Annotated in this window: 16 protein-coding genes; 14 read left to right on the forward strand and 2 right to left on the reverse strand. The window is 68.8% G+C overall.

Translation table 11 applies throughout. The features are described from left to right. The first annotated feature begins 56 nt into the window (after nucleotides 1-56). Entirely contained in the window at nucleotides 57-1,343 is a 1,287-nt protein-coding gene (locus tag IEY58_RS08705; protein ID WP_189044703.1) for an amidase, read from the forward strand. Continuing rightward, complete coding sequence (gene gloA, locus IEY58_RS08710; protein WP_189044705.1) at nucleotides 1,340-1,723, forward strand: lactoylglutathione lyase; 384 nt, start codon at nucleotides 1,340-1,342, stop codon at nucleotides 1,721-1,723. Before IEY58_RS08705 ends, gloA begins: the two co-directional genes overlap by 4 nt. A gap of 11 nt (nucleotides 1,724-1,734) precedes the next feature. Here gloA and IEY58_RS08715 read toward each other — a convergent pair whose 3' ends face one another. Next, a complete protein-coding gene (locus tag IEY58_RS08715; RefSeq protein WP_189044707.1) occupies nucleotides 1,735-2,988 on the reverse strand; it encodes an MFS transporter in 1,254 nt (417 codons plus the stop codon). A gap of 152 nt (nucleotides 2,989-3,140) precedes the next feature. Between IEY58_RS08715 and IEY58_RS08720 the strand changes: the two genes are divergently transcribed. From IEY58_RS08720 to IEY58_RS08770, 12 genes are all read left to right on the forward strand, one after another. Further along, nucleotides 3,141-4,133, forward strand: a complete 993-nt coding sequence (locus IEY58_RS08720) for an aldo/keto reductase (RefSeq protein ID WP_189044708.1) — start codon at nucleotides 3,141-3,143, stop codon at nucleotides 4,131-4,133. Between the two features lie 35 nt (nucleotides 4,134-4,168). Next, entirely contained in the window at nucleotides 4,169-4,675 is a 507-nt protein-coding gene (gene fae / locus IEY58_RS08725; protein WP_189044710.1) for a formaldehyde-activating enzyme, read from the forward strand. Continuing rightward, the gene (locus IEY58_RS08730) at nucleotides 4,672-5,826 is read left to right on the forward strand and encodes an iron-containing alcohol dehydrogenase (RefSeq protein WP_189044712.1); all 1,155 of its coding nucleotides are present in this window, start codon (nucleotides 4,672-4,674) and stop codon (nucleotides 5,824-5,826) included. Before fae ends, IEY58_RS08730 begins: the two co-directional genes overlap by 4 nt. A 10-nt stretch (nucleotides 5,827-5,836) precedes the next feature. After that, entirely contained in the window at nucleotides 5,837-5,959 is a 123-nt protein-coding gene (locus IEY58_RS34585) for a hypothetical protein (protein WP_268237558.1), read from the forward strand. After that, nucleotides 5,956-7,083, forward strand: coding sequence for a mandelate racemase/muconate lactonizing enzyme family protein (locus tag IEY58_RS08735; RefSeq protein WP_189044714.1), 1,128 nt, complete (start codon nucleotides 5,956-5,958; stop codon nucleotides 7,081-7,083). Before IEY58_RS34585 ends, IEY58_RS08735 begins: the two co-directional genes overlap by 4 nt. A 24-nt stretch (nucleotides 7,084-7,107) precedes the next feature. Further along, nucleotides 7,108-8,097: a LysR family transcriptional regulator gene (locus tag IEY58_RS08740; RefSeq protein ID WP_189044716.1), complete on the forward strand. Its 990-nt coding sequence runs from the start codon at nucleotides 7,108-7,110 to the stop codon at nucleotides 8,095-8,097. Between the two features lie 34 nt (nucleotides 8,098-8,131). Then, nucleotides 8,132-9,772: an ABC transporter substrate-binding protein gene (locus tag IEY58_RS08745; RefSeq protein WP_189044718.1), complete on the forward strand. Its 1,641-nt coding sequence runs from the start codon at nucleotides 8,132-8,134 to the stop codon at nucleotides 9,770-9,772. Between the two features lie 18 nt (nucleotides 9,773-9,790). Next, nucleotides 9,791-10,747: an ABC transporter permease gene (locus tag IEY58_RS08750; RefSeq protein WP_189044720.1), complete on the forward strand. Its 957-nt coding sequence runs from the start codon at nucleotides 9,791-9,793 to the stop codon at nucleotides 10,745-10,747. Then, on the forward strand, nucleotides 10,744-11,613 hold the full coding sequence (locus IEY58_RS08755) for an ABC transporter permease (RefSeq protein ID WP_189044722.1): 870 nt from the start codon (nucleotides 10,744-10,746) through the stop codon (nucleotides 11,611-11,613). Before IEY58_RS08750 ends, IEY58_RS08755 begins: the two co-directional genes overlap by 4 nt. Beyond that, complete coding sequence (locus IEY58_RS08760) at nucleotides 11,610-13,208, forward strand: dipeptide ABC transporter ATP-binding protein (protein ID WP_189044724.1); 1,599 nt, start codon at nucleotides 11,610-11,612, stop codon at nucleotides 13,206-13,208. The genes IEY58_RS08755 and IEY58_RS08760 overlap by 4 nt, the downstream gene beginning before the upstream one ends. A gap of 182 nt (nucleotides 13,209-13,390) precedes the next feature. Further along, a complete protein-coding gene (locus IEY58_RS08765; protein WP_189044726.1) occupies nucleotides 13,391-13,858 on the forward strand; it encodes an aminoacyl-tRNA deacylase in 468 nt (155 codons plus the stop codon). Between the two features lie 51 nt (nucleotides 13,859-13,909). Further along, complete coding sequence (locus tag IEY58_RS08770) at nucleotides 13,910-14,134, forward strand: hypothetical protein (protein WP_189044728.1); 225 nt, start codon at nucleotides 13,910-13,912, stop codon at nucleotides 14,132-14,134. A 58-nt stretch (nucleotides 14,135-14,192) separates the two neighbouring features. On the opposite strand, the gene IEY58_RS08775 is transcribed toward IEY58_RS08770, so the two are convergent. After that, complete coding sequence (locus tag IEY58_RS08775; protein ID WP_189044730.1) at nucleotides 14,193-16,781, reverse strand: DUF6600 domain-containing protein; 2,589 nt, start codon at nucleotides 16,779-16,781, stop codon at nucleotides 14,193-14,195. Nucleotides 16,782-16,876 lie beyond the last annotated feature (95 nt).

Below are 16,876 nucleotides of genomic sequence, written 5' to 3' on the forward strand. Positions count from 1 at the left end.
TTATTTCCTCCGGGCCTTTAACTCCAGCGCATCGTCACCGGCCTGGAAGACCTCACATGGAAGACCTGTTCCGCCTGACCGCCACCGCGGCCCGGCTTTTGATCTCAGCCGGGCGGCTCGACCCGGCGGATCTTCTGGAAGCTTGCCTTGCCCGCATCGCCGCGCGCGAGCCTGCCGTCAGGGCATTCGCTTTCGTCGATCCCGCGCAGGTCCGGCGCGCGACGCCTCGGCCGGGCCCGCTCGCCAGCTTCCCGCTTGCCGGCATCCCGCTCGGCGTGAAGGACGTGTTCGATACGGCCGACATGCCGACGGAGCACGGCTCGCCCATCTGGCGCGGCTGGCGTCCCAAGGGTGATGCGGCCGCGGTCAGCCTGGCGCGCGCCGCGGGCGCCACGGTCATCGGCAAGACCGTGACGGCGGAATTCGCGATCCGCACCCCGGGGCCGACGGCGCATCCCCAGACATTGCAGCACACGCCCGGCGGATCGAGCAGCGGCTCGGCCGCGGGCGTCGCCGACGGCTTCTTCCCGCTGGCCTACGGCACGCAGGCCATGGGCAGCCTCATCAAGCCCGCCGCCTATTGCGGCATCGTCGGCTACAAGCCGAGCTTCGGCGCGATCAACCGCGCCGGCATGAAGATCGTCGCCGAGACGCTGGATACGGTCGGTGTGCTGGCACGCAGCGTCGCGGATTGCGCGCTGTTCGTCGGTGCCGTGACCGGGCTCGACCTGGGCGATCCGGATACCAGGCCCGAAAGGGCGCCGCGGATCGGTCTTTGCCGGTCGCCGGCCTGGAGCAAGGCGCTGCCGGAGACCCGAACCTTGCTGGCCAAGGTCGAGGCCGCCTTGGCCCGGGCCGGCGCCGCCGTCGTCGAGCGCGAGCTGCCGTCGGCGTTCGATTGCTTTCAGGAGGCATTTCCGCGCGTGCTCAATCGCGAGGCGGCTCACGGATTGCGCTGGGAACTGCTCCATGCGCCCGAGCAGATCAGCCCGCCGCTCTATGATCAGCTGCAAGCCGGGCTTGCGGTCGGTGCTGCGGACTATGTCGCTGCGGCGGAGACGCTGACCGAACTCCGTCGGGCCTTTCCGCTCGTCATGGAGGATCTCGACATCCTGGTGACGCCTGCGGCCACGGGCGAGGCGCCGGAGGGCTTGGCCTCGACCGGGGATTCCGCCTTCAACTCGCTCTGGACGGCCCTCTATGTGCCCTGCGTCAGCGTGCCGGCCGGCGTCGGTCCGACGGGGTTGCCGCTCGGCATCCAAATCGTGGCGCGCCGTGGTGCCGACCGCGCGGCGCTCGCCTGGGCGCAATGGGTCGCGGCCGCTCTGGAGGCCGGCCTATGAACCGGATCCTCTACACCATGATCCGGGTCGGCGATCTCGACCGAAGCGTCGCGTTCTACCGACGGCTCGGCCTGACCGAGCTCCGCCGCCGCGACGTGCCGGAAGGCCAATACACCCTCGCGTTCTTGGGCTTTGCCGAGGACGAGCACGCCGCCGGGATCGAGCTCACCTACAACTACGACGTCGAGCGCTATGAGCATGGCACCGCGTTCGGGCATCTGGTGTTCGGCGTTGCCGATCTCCATGGGCTCTGCGAACGCCTGCGTGCCGCCGGCGTCAAGATCCGGCGGGAGCCCGGGCCGGTGAAGTTCGGCACGACCCTGATCGCCTTCGTCGAGGACCCGGACGGCTACAGGGTCGAGTTGATCGAGCACGGATAGCCGATTGAGCGTTACTCGACGGCCGGATCCGACCGTGGGTCCAGTTCCGGCAGGCCGGCCGGCGCGGCAGGGGCCGGCACGAAGTTGCTTTGCTGGGCGATCGGCACGGCGGCGCGCAGCCGCATGCGGGCAGCGGTGAACAGACCGACACTGCCGAGGGCTGCGACCAGATAGACGAACAGGCCCGACGGGCCGAGCCAGGTCATGACGGTGGCGGCCACGGTCGGCCCGATGCTGGCGCCGAGCGACCAGGCAAACAGCAGGCCGCCGCTCGCCGCCACGAACTGGTCGGGCGCGATATAGTCGTTCGTCTGCCCGGCGCCCAATCCGTAGAGCGGTGCCGTCATGCCGGCATAGAGGGTGCCGAACCCGATCAGAACGGCCAGCGGCGCCTGGCCAGACAGTCCCAGCACCAGCGCGAAGGCGAGGGCGAGGAACAGGACGGCGAGCGTCACCGGGCGGCGCCCCAGCCGGTCCGAGATCATGCCGATCGGATATTGCACCAAGAGGCCGGCCACCATCGCGGCCGAAACGAAGACGGATACGCCGCCGGCCATGAAGCCCAGACGTTCGAGATAGACCGGCGCCAGCGCGTAGAAGGCGCTGTTGGCCAAGCCCGAAGTCACGCAAACCACGACGCCCAGCGGCGAGACGCGCAGCAGATGGGCGAGGCTGAAGCGGATGCGCGGCCCGATCTGCGGATTGGCCTGTTGGGTGAGCGCCATCGGCAGGAGCGCCGTCGAGAAGGCGATCGCCGCCCAGACGAAGAGCCAGCCGGAGCCGTCGACGAAGTTGAGGGCGAGCGGGCCGATGGCACTGCCGCCCCAGGATGCCACGAGATAGGCACCGAACACGCGCCCGCGCGTGGTCTTGTCCGCGCGGTCGTTGAGCCAGCTTTCCGCCACCAGGAACAGGCCCGACATGACGAAGCCGATAAGCGCACGCAGCAAGGCCCAGACCCAGGGGTTGCTGGTGAGCGCCATCAGCAGGGCGGCATCGGCCGCGAGTGCTGCGAACACGGCGAAGGCGCGAATGTGCCCGACGCGCGTCACGATGCGGTCGGCGCTGAGCGCGCCCAGCAGGAACCCCACGAAATAGGCGGAGGCCACGACCCCGATGACGCCGGTCGGCGTCGCCTGGCGCAGCAGCATGAGCGGGATCAGCGGCGTCATGATGCCAAGCGCGATCTGTGCGCTGACCACGCCCAGGAGGACGGGCGCGATGGGGGCGAAGCGGACGTTCATGATCCTCGGATCATCGGGCATGATCCTTGGATCATGCCTGCAGACGGGCCGGCGGGCGCATCGGTTTTTTCGATACGCCGATCGCTTTTTGGTCTTTGCCAGTGCCGCGCCCGACGAAGGATCATCCCGGCAACGAAAGTGCCGCCACAGGCACCGCGGGGAGGATCAACGCGATGGAGTATGTGCGGTTCGGGCAGACCGGGCTCAAAGTCTCGCAATTCTGTCTCGGCACCATGTCGATCGGCACCTCGAAATGGAAGGGCTGGGTGCTCGACGAGGACCGGTCGATCCCGATCCTGCGCCAGGCGCTCGATCTCGGCATCAATTTCTTCGACATGGCCGACTGGTATTCGACCGGCGTCAACGAAGAGGTCGTCGGGCGCAACCTGCTCGGCATGGTGCCGCGCGACGATCTGGTGCTGGCCACCAAGGTGTTCTACCCGATGAGCGAGGCGCCCAATGACGGCGGCCTGTCACGCAAGCACATCCTGTCCTCGATCGACCGGTCGCTGAAGCGCATCGGCACCGACCATGTCGATCTCTACATCATCCATGCCTTCGATCCGGCGACACCGATCGAGGAGACCATGGAGGCGCTCGACACGGTCGTGCGCAGCGGCAAGGCCCGCTATCTCGGCGCCTCGACCATGTATGCCTGGCAGTTCGCGCTCATGAACGCGGCGGCCCGCCGGAACGGCTGGCACGGCTTCGTCAACATGCAATGCCAGTACAGCCTGCTCTACCGCGAGGAGGAGCGGGAGATGATGCCCTATTGCCAGCATCAGGGCCTCGCCGTCTCGACCTTCAGTCCGCTCGCCCGCGGCTTCCTCTCCGGCGTGCAGCAGAGTGCCCGGACCACGCACGATATCTATCTCAACTGGTTCGGCGACGAGATCGATGTCGAAATTGCGCGGCGCGTACGGGCGCTCGCCGAGCAGCGCGGCGTGACGCCGGCCCATATCGCGATGGCCTGGGTCGCCGGCAGCCCGAACGTGACCGTTCCGCTCATCGGCGCGGACAGCCCGGAACAGGTGCGCGTCGCCATCGAGGCGGGCGCGCTCGATCTCAGCGAAGCGGAGCGGGCCGAGCTCGAGGAGCCCTATCGGCCGCGCGACATGATCAATGACTACAACCTGGTGCGGCGGCCGCGCGCGCTCGCGCGCTGAGCTGGTCCGTCAAGTCCAGGGCGAGGAGGAACCCCATGCTGAAGATCGGCGAAGGCTTCGTCGGCGGCGGCCCGAATGCCGCCCATATCAACCTGTATCTCGGACCCAAGGACGGCCCGATCGCCGGCGCCTTCGTGGCCGCGGCGGCCAGTCCGGGGCCGGGCCATATCCCGTTCCAGGCGGTGATCAAGCCGAACGTGCCGGCGAAGCCCGTCACGCTCTTCGTCGCCAAGTCGGTGCTGAAGAATGCCCAGCACGAGACCATGACCTGGGGCCCGGCGCAGGCCGGTGTTTCCGCGGGCATCACCAAGGCGCTGCTCGACGGCGTACTGCCGGCCGAGGCCGAAGACGGCTGGCTCGCGGTCGCCGCGGTCTGGGTCGACCCCTCGGCCAATGACGCCGACACGGTCTATGCCAACAACAAGGAGGCGGCCTACGAGGCGGCGAAGCGCGCCATGACGAGCGGCTGGCCGAGCCGTGCCGCGCTCGCCGATGCGCTCGGTTCCGTCGCCAACCCGTTCTACACGCCGAAGCAGCCGTGAGCGGCTTCACCCTCGACCGCGTGCCGCGTCTCGTCCAGGAGGCGGGCGCGCTCGACCGGATCGGCGAGACAGCGAGCCGGCTCGGGCAAGGCGCGCCGGTCTTGCTCGTCGCCGATCCCGGGTTGGCCGCCGCCGGCATTATCGATCGCGCCCAGGGTGCCCTGCGTGGCTCCGGCCTCGGCGTCGTGACCTTCAGCGCATTCAAGAGCGACCCCAGTTGCGCCCAGATCGATGCCGGCGCAGAGCTCGCCCGAAACGAACGGGCCGGCGTCGTCGTGGCGCTTGGTGGCGGCTCGGCGCTCGACGTCGGCAAGGCGGTGGCAGCGCTAGCGCCTGAGGCGGCGCCGGCGAGCCATTACCAGCTCTGCCAGCATCCGCTGCCGGCCCGGCCCCTGCCCAAGATCTGCGTGCCGACGACGTCCGGCACCGGGTCGGAGACGACGCGCACCGTCGTCGCCTCGACCGACGAGGGGGCCAAGATCTGGCTGTGGGGCGACGAGCTGAAGGCCGATGAAGTGGTGCTCGACCCGACCTTGACCGTCGGCCTGCCGCCGCATCTCACGGCGGCGACAGGCATCGATGCACTGGTCCATGCCGCGGAGGCCTCGACCAACGCCAATGCCTTCACGGCCAACGACCTCTATTGCCATGCCGCCATCCGGCTCGTCGCCCGGCAGCTGCCCGAAGCCATGGCGCGGCCGGACGACCTCGCGGCGCGCGCCGGCCTGCAGCTCGCCGCCGCCTTCGCCGGCATCGGCATCGACAATGCCGGCACGGCGATCGCCCACAATATCGGCCATGCGCTGGCGTCGCTCCGGCCGGTCCATCACGGCCGCGCCGTCGGGCTCGCCATGCTCGCGACCCTGCCCTGGAACACCGAGGAGGATCCGGAGGGCCGGTTCGCGGCGGTGGCGGACGCGATGGGCGCCGGCCGCGACGCGCGGGCGCTGCCTGGCGCCTTCGAGCGGCTGCTGCGCGAGGTCGGCATCAAGGTGTCGCTCGCCGGCGAGGGCCATGACGACGTGACGCCCGAGCGGCTCGCGGCCCAGATGGCGGCGCCCGAGAACATGCCGATGCGCCGCTCGAACCGCCGCCCGGTCACCGACGAGGATGCGGCCCGCTTCGCCCGCATCCTGCTCACCCAGCACTGAGGATTCCGTCATGGCCCAGAGCCGCGCCTTCATCGATGGCCGCTACGTGGCGCCTTCGGCCGACGGCTTCGCGAAGGCGACGCCGATCGACAAATACACCGACCTCAAGACCATCTGGACGGCTTTCAAATGACCGGCGTCAAGCAGGTGAAGATCTCCGGCATCGAGATCAGCCAGCATCGGCTGGAATTCGCACCGCCCTTCCATGCGAGCTGGGACTCGAAGCCGCGCCATCACTGGGACGCGACGATCGTGCGCGTCCATACCGATGCCGGCCTGACCGGCATCGGCTCGGGCGACCTGATGCTGGGCTTCGCCGGCCATGAAGAGCTGTTCGTGGGCGAGGATGCGCTCGCGATCGAGCGGCATTACCGGGTCTTGAGCCACATCAACTTCCATTACGGCCGTTGCTGGCCGCTCGACCTGGCGCTCTGGGACCTCGCCGGCAAGATCACCGGCCAACCGGTCTGGAAGCTCCTGGGTGGCCTTGCCGACAAGGTCAGGGCCTATGCCTCGTCGGGCACCTTGCGCGGCCCAGCCGAGATGGCCGAGGTGGCCGAGCGCTACCTGGCCCAGGGCTTCCGCGCCATGAAGATCCGCTTCCAGCGCGGCGACTGGCGCGACGACATCCGGGCGCTCGAAGCGGTGCGGGCGCGGGTCGGCGACCGGCTCGAGCTGATGGTCGACTGCAATCAGGGCTGGCGCCTGCCGCACGACACCTACGCACCCTGGACGCTCAAGGATGCGGTCGCGGTCGGCCGCGAGCTCGAACAGCTCGGCGTCTACTGGATGGAGGAGCCGCTGCATCGGGCCGACCGCGCCGGCATGCGGCGGTTGCGCGAGATGGTCGATGTGCGCATCGCCGGCGGCGAGATGACGCGCGAGCTGACCGAGTTCCGCGACCTCATCGTCGAGGGCTGCCTCGATGTGGTGCAGCCGGATGCGGCGCTCGTCGGCGGTATTACCGGCCTGCGCCGGGTCGCCCTGATGGCGCAGGAACATAATCTGGTCTTCACGCCACATACCTGGACGAACGGCATGGGCGTCATGGCGAATGCGCAGCTCGTGGCCGGCGTCGCCGATGCGCCCTATCTCGAATATCCCTACGACCCGCCGGAATGGGATCTCGACCGGCGCGACTATATGATGGCGAAGCCGCTCAGCCTCGATGCCGAGGGCGCCATTCCCATGCCCGATGCGCCGGGCTTGGGCTACGCTCTCGACGAGGATCGGCTCGCGCGGACGCGCGTCGGCTGAGGGCGGCATGACGGGGAGCAGGCGATGATGGACCGGCGATGGCTTCCGCTGAATGCGCTCCGAGCGTTCGAGGCGGTCGGCCGCCATCTGAGCTTCACGGCGGCGGCGAACGCGCTCTCCGTCTCGCAGAGCGCCATCAGCCGCCACGTCATCAGCCTCGAGGCGCTGCTGGGCGTGCAGCTGTTCGAGCGCCGCCCCCAGGGGCTCGCGCTCACCGAGGCGGGGGCAAGCCTGCTGCCGGTCGTCCATAAATCCTTCGATCGGCTGGTGCAGGCCTTGAACGACATCGTCAGCGACGGCGGCGGCAAGGTGCGCACGCTGCGCGTCCAGATGCCGCCGACCTTCGCCCATCAGCTGGCGGTGCCGATCCTGCGCGACTTCCGGCAGGCCTGCCCCGACATCATCGTCGATATCGAGAGCCCGCACGGCGTCAGCGCGTCCGCGCGCGATGCCGACCTGTCGCTGGTCTATGCCAAGCCGCAGGTCAACGACTATGTCGCCGACCTGCTCTGGATGGTGCGGCTGACCCCGCTCTGCCATCCCGACCTGGCGCACCGCTTCAAAGGCGCCGAACTCGCGCAGTTCCTGACCGAGAACGAGCTCCTGCATGTGAAGCTCGAGAACGAGCCGCGCTACGTGCTGTGGGACATGTTCGTGCGCCAGTCCGGTGTCGGGTCATCCGGCGTCGGGTCGATCGATGTCGAGCGCGGCCTGGTGTTCGACACGGCGATCCTGGCCGCGCAATACGCGCTGAGCGGCGAGGGTGTCGCCCTGCTCGACGCCCACATGTTTGCGGCCGAGATCGCCGCGGGCCGACTGGTCGCCCCCTATGAAAGGTCGCTCGAGGACGGCTACGGCTATTACCTGCAGATCCATCCGGAAGACCTGGGCGATCCCGCGATTGCGCTCTTCCGTTCCTGGATGATTCAGAGATTCGCCGGCGCTAAGCCGGCACCAGCGGCGGCCGGCAAGGCCGCGACCCGGCCACGGCTGCGCAGCGTCGAGCCTGGCTGAGGATAATCAAAAATGACCATGGGAGGACGCCACCTTGTTCAAGCTCAGGACCAACAGCGGTAGAGCCCTGCATCCTGCCGTTCCGGCGCTGGCCGACCAGCTGGCGAAGGGTGAGATCGGCCGGCGCGACTTCCTGCGCACGGCCGCCTGGCTCGGCGTGTCGGCGGCGAGCGCCCAGGCCTTCGCCGCGGCCTTCGGCGGCGCGCTCATGGCACCGGGCCGGGCCGAGGCGGCCGAGGTGCCGAAGAAGGGCGGCAGCCTGCGCTTCACCTGCCAGATCCAGGAGATGAAGGATCCGGCGCTCGTGTCCTGGATCGAGGCGTCGAACCTCTACCGCAACAGCCTCGAGTTCCTGACGTTGGTCGATGCCGACAACGTCACCCACCCCTATCTGGCCCTGAGCTGGGACCCGTCGGAGGATCTCAAGACCTGGCGCTTCAAGCTGCGCCAGGACGTCAAATGGTCGAACGGCGATGCCTTCAACGCCGACGATGTCGTCTTCAACATCAAGCGCTGGATCCAGCCGACCTCGAAATCCTCCAACCGGACCGCGTTCGCCGCCGTCTCGGACGTCGAGAAGACCGGCGAGCATGAGGTGACACTGCACCTGTCGCGCCCGGTGCTGTCGATCCCGGAGATGCTCTACGCCTATACCTGCCCGATCTTGCATCGGAAGTTCGAGGAGCAGGGCGCCGACTGGCCCAAGAACCCGATCGGCACCGGACCCTACAGCCTCGCCGAATATAATGTCGGCCAGCGCGCGACCTTCAAGCGGCGCGAGGGCTATTGGGGCGAGCCGCCTTATCTCGACGAGATCCGCTACATCGACATGGGTGCCGACGTCACCTCCCACGTGGCGGCCTTGGCCGCGGGCCAGGTCGACGTGCTCTACCGCGTCACCATCGCCGAGCTCGATCTGGTGAAGCGCCTGCCCAACGTCCAGCTCTTGACCGGTCACGCCGCGCAGACGCTGTGCCTGCGCATGCAGGTCGACCAGAAGCCGTTCGACGACAAGCGGGTGCGCCAGGCAATCCTGCTCGCGGCCGACAATCAGAAGATGCTGGACCTCGCCTACCGCGGCATGGGCGTCGTGGCCGAGGACCATCACGTGGCGCCGTTCCAGCCGGAATATTTCAAGCTGCCGCCGCTGAAGCGCGACGTGGCGAAGGCGAAGCAGTTGCTGGCCGACGCCGGCTACAAGGACGGGCTCGACGTGACGCTCACTGTCGGCAATACCCAGGGCCGGTGGGAGCAGGACACCGCCCAGATCCTGCAGCAGAACTGCGCCGAGGCCGGCGTGCGCATCAAGCTCAACGTCATGCCGGCGACCGAGTATTGGAACATCTGGAACAAGGCGCCGTTCAGCGTGACCTATTGGGCGCACCGGCCGCTTGCCGTCATGACGCTCGACCTTGCCTACCGCAAGGGGGCCGAATGGAACGAGACTCATTTCGACGACCCAACCTTCGAGGCGGCCCTCGACAAGGCGTTGGGCATCATCGATCCCAAGGCGCGATCGCAGGCGATGGAGGCGGTCGAGCGCAGCCTGCAGGATGCGGCGATCATGGTGCAGCCCTATTGGGCCGACGAGTTCACCGCGGTCTCCGCCAAGGTCAAGGACTACCGGATCCACCCGGCGCATTACTTCAAGATGGACAAGGTCTGGCTGGCCTGATGCCGGGAGGGTAGGGCAGTGACGCGCTACGCACTCGGCAAGGCGATCGAGATGGTGGCCGCCATGGTGGCCGTGTCCTTCGTCGTCTTCCTCATTCTCGAGGCCAATGTCGATGGGGTCGCGGTCAAGGTGCTGGGCCAGTTCTCGACCCCCGACCAGCGCCAGCTCTGGCTCAGGGAGAACGGCTATTTCGATCCGTTCTTCCTGCGCTATCTGCGCTGGCTCTGGCATTTCGCGACCGGGCAGTGGGGTGAATCGACTCATTACCGAGAGGCGATCCTCAACCTGCTGCCGGAACGGCTGGCGGCGACCGGCCTCCTGGCGCTCTGCACGCTCGCCGTCATGGTGCCGCTGTCGCTGATCCTGGGCGTGCTCGCCGGCGTGCGCGAGGGCTCGCCGATCGATCGGGTCGTTACCCTCTTCTCGGTGGTGACCATCTCGGTGCCGGAGTTCGCGAGTGCGGTCTTCCTCTCGGCCCTCTTCGTGTTCTCGCTCGGCTGGCTGCCGGGCGCCAGCACCATGACTTCGGGCTTCTCCTGGCGCGAGCTGGTCCTGCCGGTCATGGTGCTGGCGCTCTATTCGACCGGCTATCTTGCCCGCATCACGCGTGCCTCCATGGCCGAGGTCATGGCCTCGCCCTACATACGCACGGCGCTCATGAAGGGGGCCTCGCCGGCGCGGATCGTGTTCCGCCACGCGCTGCGTAACGCGCTGATCGCGCCTGTCACGGTCATCATGCTGCAGGTGCCATGGCTCCTGTCCGGCGTGATCGTGGTCGAAGTGTTCTTCGCCTATAAGGGCTTCGGCACGCTGCTCTACGAGGCCTCGCTCAACAGCGACGTCTATGTCATCGAGGATTGCGCGATGGTGAGCGTCGTGGTCGTGGTGTCGACCCAGCTCGCCTCCGACCTCATTTATGCCTGGCTCAACCCGCGCATCGAATTCGGCCGCAAGGCCGGGGCAGGCACGCGATGAAGGCCGGGCGTATCCTCGCGGCGCTGGCACGGCCGACGGTGCTCGTCGGCGTCGTGCTGGTTGGCATCTGGATCGTCTGCGCGCTGTTCGCGGGCGTCCTCGCCCCCTATGACCCGCTGCAGAGCCAGATGCCGCTCGTTCCGCCGGGCGGCGCGGCACCCGACGGGCACCGCTTCTGGCTCGGCACGGATCTGCTCGGCCGGGACATCCTGTCACGCCTCATCTATGGCGCACGCACCGTCGTGATCTGGGCCGGGCTCGCGACGGCCACCGCCTACATTGTCGGCATCGCCGGCGGCCTGGTCGCGGGCTATTACCGCGGCCGGGTCGATGCGGCGCTGTCGTTCCTCGCCAACGTCGTGCTCTCTTTCCCGGTTCTGGTCCTCTACATCCTGATCATCGTCACGCTGGGTGCCTCCGGTGCCAACATCGTGATCGCCGTCACCTTCGCGAGCGCGCCGGCGATCTTCCGCCTGGTCCGCGCGCTGACCATCGATATCAGCGGCCGCGACTTCGTGGCCGCGGCCGTGACCCAGGGCGAGAGTGCCGTGCGTATCATGACGGTCGAGATTCTGCCGAACGCGACCGGCCCGTTGGTCGTCGATGCCTGCCTCCGGCTCGGCTACACCAGCATTACGATCGGCGTGCTGGGCTTCCTGGGCCTCGGCCTGCCGCCGCCCACGCCGGACTGGGGCGGCATGGTCAATGACGGGCGGGCGATGGCGATCGCCTTCCCGCATCTCGTGATCTTTCCCTGCATCGCGATCTCGTCCCTGATGCTGGGGCTGAGCCTGCTCGCCGACGGGCTCCGCGAATTCTCCCGCTCGGCCCCGCGGGGCGGTGAAGCGGCGGAGGCCAAGTCATGAGCGAGCCCGTCATCTCGGTCGAGAACCTGTCGGTCGCCCTGCCGCGCGGCGCCGACCGGCGTTGGGCCGTCGAAGACATGAGCCTCACGGTCGAGCGCGGCGAGATCCTGTGCGTGGTCGGCGAGTCCGGCTCCGGCAAGTCGGTGCTGGCGAGCGCGCTCATGGGGGCGCTCGCCAGCGGCCTCAAGGCGAAGGGCGGCCGGGTCCTGTTTGAGGGCGAGGACCTGGCCCGCGCCCCGGCCCGGCGCCTGCGGTCGATCCGCGGCAACAAGATCGCCATGATCTTCCAGGAGCCGATGGCGGCGCTCAATCCCGCGGTCCCGGCCGGCAAGCAGGTCGAGGAGGTGTTCGAGATCCATGCCCCGGCGATGGGTGCGGAGGAACGCCGGCGTCGCGCGCTGAAGCTGCTCGCCGACACGCACCTGCCGGAGCCCGAACGCATCGCGGCCTCCTACCCGCATCAGCTGTCCGGCGGCCAGTGCCAGCGGGTGGTGATCGCCATGGCGCTCGCCATGGAGCCGCTCCTGCTGATCGCCGACGAGCCGACGACGGCGCTCGACGTCACGACCCAGGCGCAGATCCTGAAGCTGGTGCGCGAGCTCCGGGACGACCATGGCCATGGCATCCTGTTCGTGACCCATGATTTTGGCGTGGTCGCCGATATTGCCGACCGGGTCGCCGTCATGCAGGGCGGCCGGCTGGTCGAGATCGGGGCGGCCGCTGACGTGCTGACCCGGCCGCAGCATCCCTATACGAAGAAGCTGCTCGCCGCGGTGCCGTCCCTGGCGCCGGCCGCGGCCCGGCCCATGGTGGTGACGCCGCCGGCGATCCGGCTCGAAGGCGTCTGCAAATCCTATGGCCGCCTCCAGGCGGTGCGCCAGGTAACGCTCGAAGTGCCCAGGGGCGCCACGCTTGCGGTCGTGGGCGAGTCCGGGTCAGGCAAGAGCACGCTTGCCAAGACCGTGATCCGGCTCATCGAGCCCAGCGACGGGCGCGTGCTGATCGAGGATGTGGATTTCGCACGCCTGCCCAAGGTCGAGCTCAACCGTCGGCGCCGCCTGATCCAGATGATCTTCCAGGATCCCTATGGCTCGCTCAATCCGCGCCGGACGGTCGGCGACATGCTGGTCCGTGCCGGCGTGCTCGGTGGCGCCTCGACAGGGGAGGCGCGGCGGCGGGCGGCCGAGCTCGTCGAGCTGGTCGGGCTCCGGCCGGAGGCGCTCGGGCGCAAGCCGCACGCCTTTTCCGGCGGGCAGCGCCAGCGCATCGGCATCGCCCGCGCGCTCGCCATGAATCCCTCGATCATCATCGCGGACGAAAGCGTCTCGGCCCTCGACGTCTCGGTGCAGAAGCAGGTGCTGGAGCTGCTCGAGGACCTGCAGCGGCGCACCGGGCTCACCATGCTGTTCATCACCCACGACCTGCGCGTCGCGGCGCAGATCGCCGATCTCATCGCAGTGATGCAGCGCGGCGAGGTCGTCGAGTTCGGGCCTGCCGCGGAAGTCCTGTTTGCCCCCCGCCATACCTATACGGCCGAGTTGGTCGACGCCGCGCCGGGCCGGCACTGGCAGCGGCCGGCAGAGCTCGCCGTTTGAAGCTCGCCGTTTGAAGCTCGCCGTTTGAAGCTCGCCGTTTGAAGCTCGCCGTTTGAAGCTCGCCGTTTGACAGGCGAGCGGCGGAGGCTCAGGCTATTGTCGGTGCCGGATGACCCCGCTGACGGCGCTTTACAGGCCCCATCGGGGCAGACGGCTTGTCTTTCGCGCTCGGAGGACATGTCATGACCATTGCACCCACTCTCGAGCAATATCTGACCCAGCGCGGGATCGCCTATGATCTCGTGCGTCATGCGCCAACCCTGTCGTCGATGCGCACGGCGCAGGCAAGCCACGTTCCGGGCCGCCGCCTTGCAAAGGCGGTCCTGGTGCGGAAGGACGCGCATTATCTCCTAGCCGTCCTGGCCGCCTCCCGCCACCTCGAGCTCGATGCCCTCTCGGCGCGCCTCAACCACGCGGTGGAACTGGCGAGCGAGCAGGAGATCGGCTCGCTGTTCGGCGACTGCTCCCGCGGCGCCGTGCCGGCACTTGGCACCGCCTATGGGCTGGACGTCATCGTCGACGACAATCTCATGGCGGAGCCCGAGATCTATTTCGAAGGCGGCGACCATGCGACGCTCGTCCATATGACCGGCGCCCAGTTCACGCAGGCCACCGCCGGGATGATGCATGGGCAGTTCAGCCGCGCCTGAGGCGCATCTGCTGCGGTTTGCCAGCTTGACGCGGCGCGAGCGTCCTCATAGATGCGGCCGAAATGGCGGCGCTCAACCCGATCGTCGTTCGCCGACATCAACGGGCGACCGGGGCTGGTGCTGTTTACGAGCGAAGCCCTATTCGCGGCGCTGACGATCGAGGCCAGCGACGGGCGGATAGCGGCGATCTACCCGATCCAGAGTCCGGAAAGGCTGCGCCGCCTGGCGCAGGCGCTGCCGTTGGGTTCGCTGCCGTTGGGTTTCTGGGCTTGCTGAAGGGGAGAGGAGCCGAAAAAAAACGGCTCCTCTTAGCTGTCAGCGCGTGACCAATGAATCAGGTCGGATGGCCATTCTTGTCCTGCTGGTGCGGGGCCGCCTGATGCGGCTGTTGCGGCCGGGCCTGTGGCTGTGGCCTTGGTTGGGATTGGGGTTGGGGTTGCGGCCGAGGTTGAGGCTGGACGTGGACGGGCGCTGGCGCTTGCGGCCGCGGCGCAGCTTGGGGCTGCGGCCGGGGCGCGACTTGCGGCTGTGGCCGCGGCGCCGGGTGATATTGCGCCGGAGGCGGCGGTGCCGGCCGGGCCTGGGGCTGGACATGAACGGGTGCCGGCGCGCGTGGCGCCGTCGTCGCGGGGGTGGGCGCGTGGGCCTGCGGCTGCGGTTGGGGCGCTGGGAAGCGCGTACCCTCGTTGCGCGGCTGGGCGATGGGCGTCGGCGGTTGCGGTGCCGGGCGAGCCGTGGGCACCGACTGCGGCGCCGGATGCGCCTGCGGTACCGGATTCGGTCGGGCTGCCGGTGTCGGCGCGCCCGCATGGAACGGCGCCGTCGGTGCCGCGCCGTTGCCCGGATGCGGCACAGCGCCGTTGATCGGGCCGACCGGATGGGGCTGCGGGACGCCGCCCGGACGCGGTGTCGCGGTTGGCGCCGCGCCGCGGGGCTGAGCCGCTGTCGGCGTCGCGCCGATGCCTGGGTGTGGCACGGCACCGGCGATGGGGGCGGCCGGGTGCGGTTGCGGAACCGCCCCGGGCTGCGATGTCGCGTTCGGCGCGTTGGTGCGCGGCTGAGCGGCTGTCGGCGTCGTGCCGATGCCAGGGTGCGGCACGGCACCGGCGATCGGGCCGACCGGATGCGGCTGCGGAACGCCGCCCGGATGAGGGGCTGTGGGCGGGACTGCGCCGCGCGGCTGGGCCGTCGTCGGCGTCGTCCCGATGCCCGGATGCGGCACGGTACCGGCGATCGGGCCGCCAGCGACGGGGTTGCCAGCGACGGGACTGCCAGCGACGGGGCCGCCAGCGTGCGGCTGCGGCACGCCGTTGGGACGTGCTGCCGCGGCCGCCGTCGGCGGCACAGCCGGGTGCGCGCCCGCCGGTGCGGTGCCTGCCGTTCGTGCCGCCGGTGCCGCGGGGACGGCGGTCGGCACGACCCGGCCTTGCGGCGTCGTGCGGGTCGTCGGCATCTGCAGCTTCGCCTGCGGCGGTGCCTGCATGGGATGGGCAGCCGCGGCAGACCCGACCCGGCTGGCGACGGTCGGCTGGGGCAGGGCGGACGCGAGCGCGTTCGCATGCGCCGGGCCGGCCGCTGCGGCGATCGGGTGGGTAAAGCGCGCCGCTTGTGCGGCCGGCAGCGCCGCCTGACGCACCGGCTGGGCATTCACGAAGGTATTCCGATTGACCGCCGTCACGGCACGCTGGTTGACGTAGGTGGTGTTGTTGACGTTGGTGATGTTGTTCACGTTATTGATGTTGTTCACGGTCTTGTTGACCGTGATGTTGTTGATCTTCGTCTCGGAAACGTTCGTGATATTCACGTTGTGGATGTAGCGGTCGCTGTGGTGGTACCACGGCTCATAGACCTCGTCGGGGCCGAGCGGCACCCAACCAACCGCGGCACCGAAGCCGACGCCGATGCCGATCGAGACGCCGACACCGATCCCCGGATCGCCGCCGACGAAGGCGACGAGCGCCGGTGCATAGACCGGTTCCGCGACTTCCTCGCCCGGGACCCAGCCCCACCGATCATCGACATAGGCCCAACGACCGTAGTGGAACGGCGCGAAGCCCCATGGCTCGTCATCGACCCAGGTCCAGCCCCAGGGGCCGACATAGCTCCAACGGCCCTCGCGATAGGGCGCCCAGTCCGCGTCGACCGCGGACGGGTACCAGACCGCGCCATATTGCGGCGACTGCTGCCAGGTGCCGTATTGGTCGAGATTGTCGGCGCCGACCATCTGCGGCGAGGTGTAGCGATGGGCGACCGGTCGCTCGAGCGAGTGCGTCCGGTCGGCGACCCAATGGTCGAACCCGTCGTCCTGGATCGGCTGCTGCGTGTATTGCAGCGGATCGCCGGAGCTCACGACCAGCTCGTTGTTCGTCTCGACCGGCACGGTGCCGCTCGGTTCGATCAGCTGGGCGTTGCCGTAGAGCGCGCCGACCTGCGTCGGGTTCTGGTCGTCGCCCGCCGTGATCCGATAGGTGCCGTCGGTGTTGAGCGCGACGGTGCCGCGCGGCACCGTCACTTCGTAGGTCTCGTTCGGCTGCCGGTCGTGCAGGCGCACGTCGACCCGGCCCTGCGGCACGTTGATGTCGACGCTGTGGTCGTCGACCGCGACGATGTCGACCTCGGTGCCGCCGTCGAGATCGACGCGGGCGGCGCCGATCTGGATCTCGGCCTTGCCGCCCGGCTCGGTCCACAGCGACGAGCCGGCCGTCATCGGATAATTGACCGTCGCCGCGGCCCAGGGATCGTTGGCACTCGGGTGCAGCGACACCGTGCCCTCGACGAGCGAGACATAGCCCACGCGCGCAGGCGGATCCTGCGACGGTGCATCCTGCGCCCGGGCGGGGACGCCGCCGAAACCGAAGGCGGCGAACGCGCAGAGCGCCACGCTCAATGCACCCGAACAGCTCAGCCGAAACTTCCCGGACATTTCCCGCTCCTTTGCGCCTTCAGGCGAACGGATATCTGGAAAACGCCCAAGCGCATCTCCCTATTCCGGACCGTGCGGGCAGCGGTCGGACATGG

This window comes from Aliidongia dinghuensis, from assembly GCF_014643535.1.
GTDB lineage: Bacteria > Pseudomonadota > Alphaproteobacteria > ATCC43930 > CGMCC-115725 > Aliidongia > Aliidongia dinghuensis.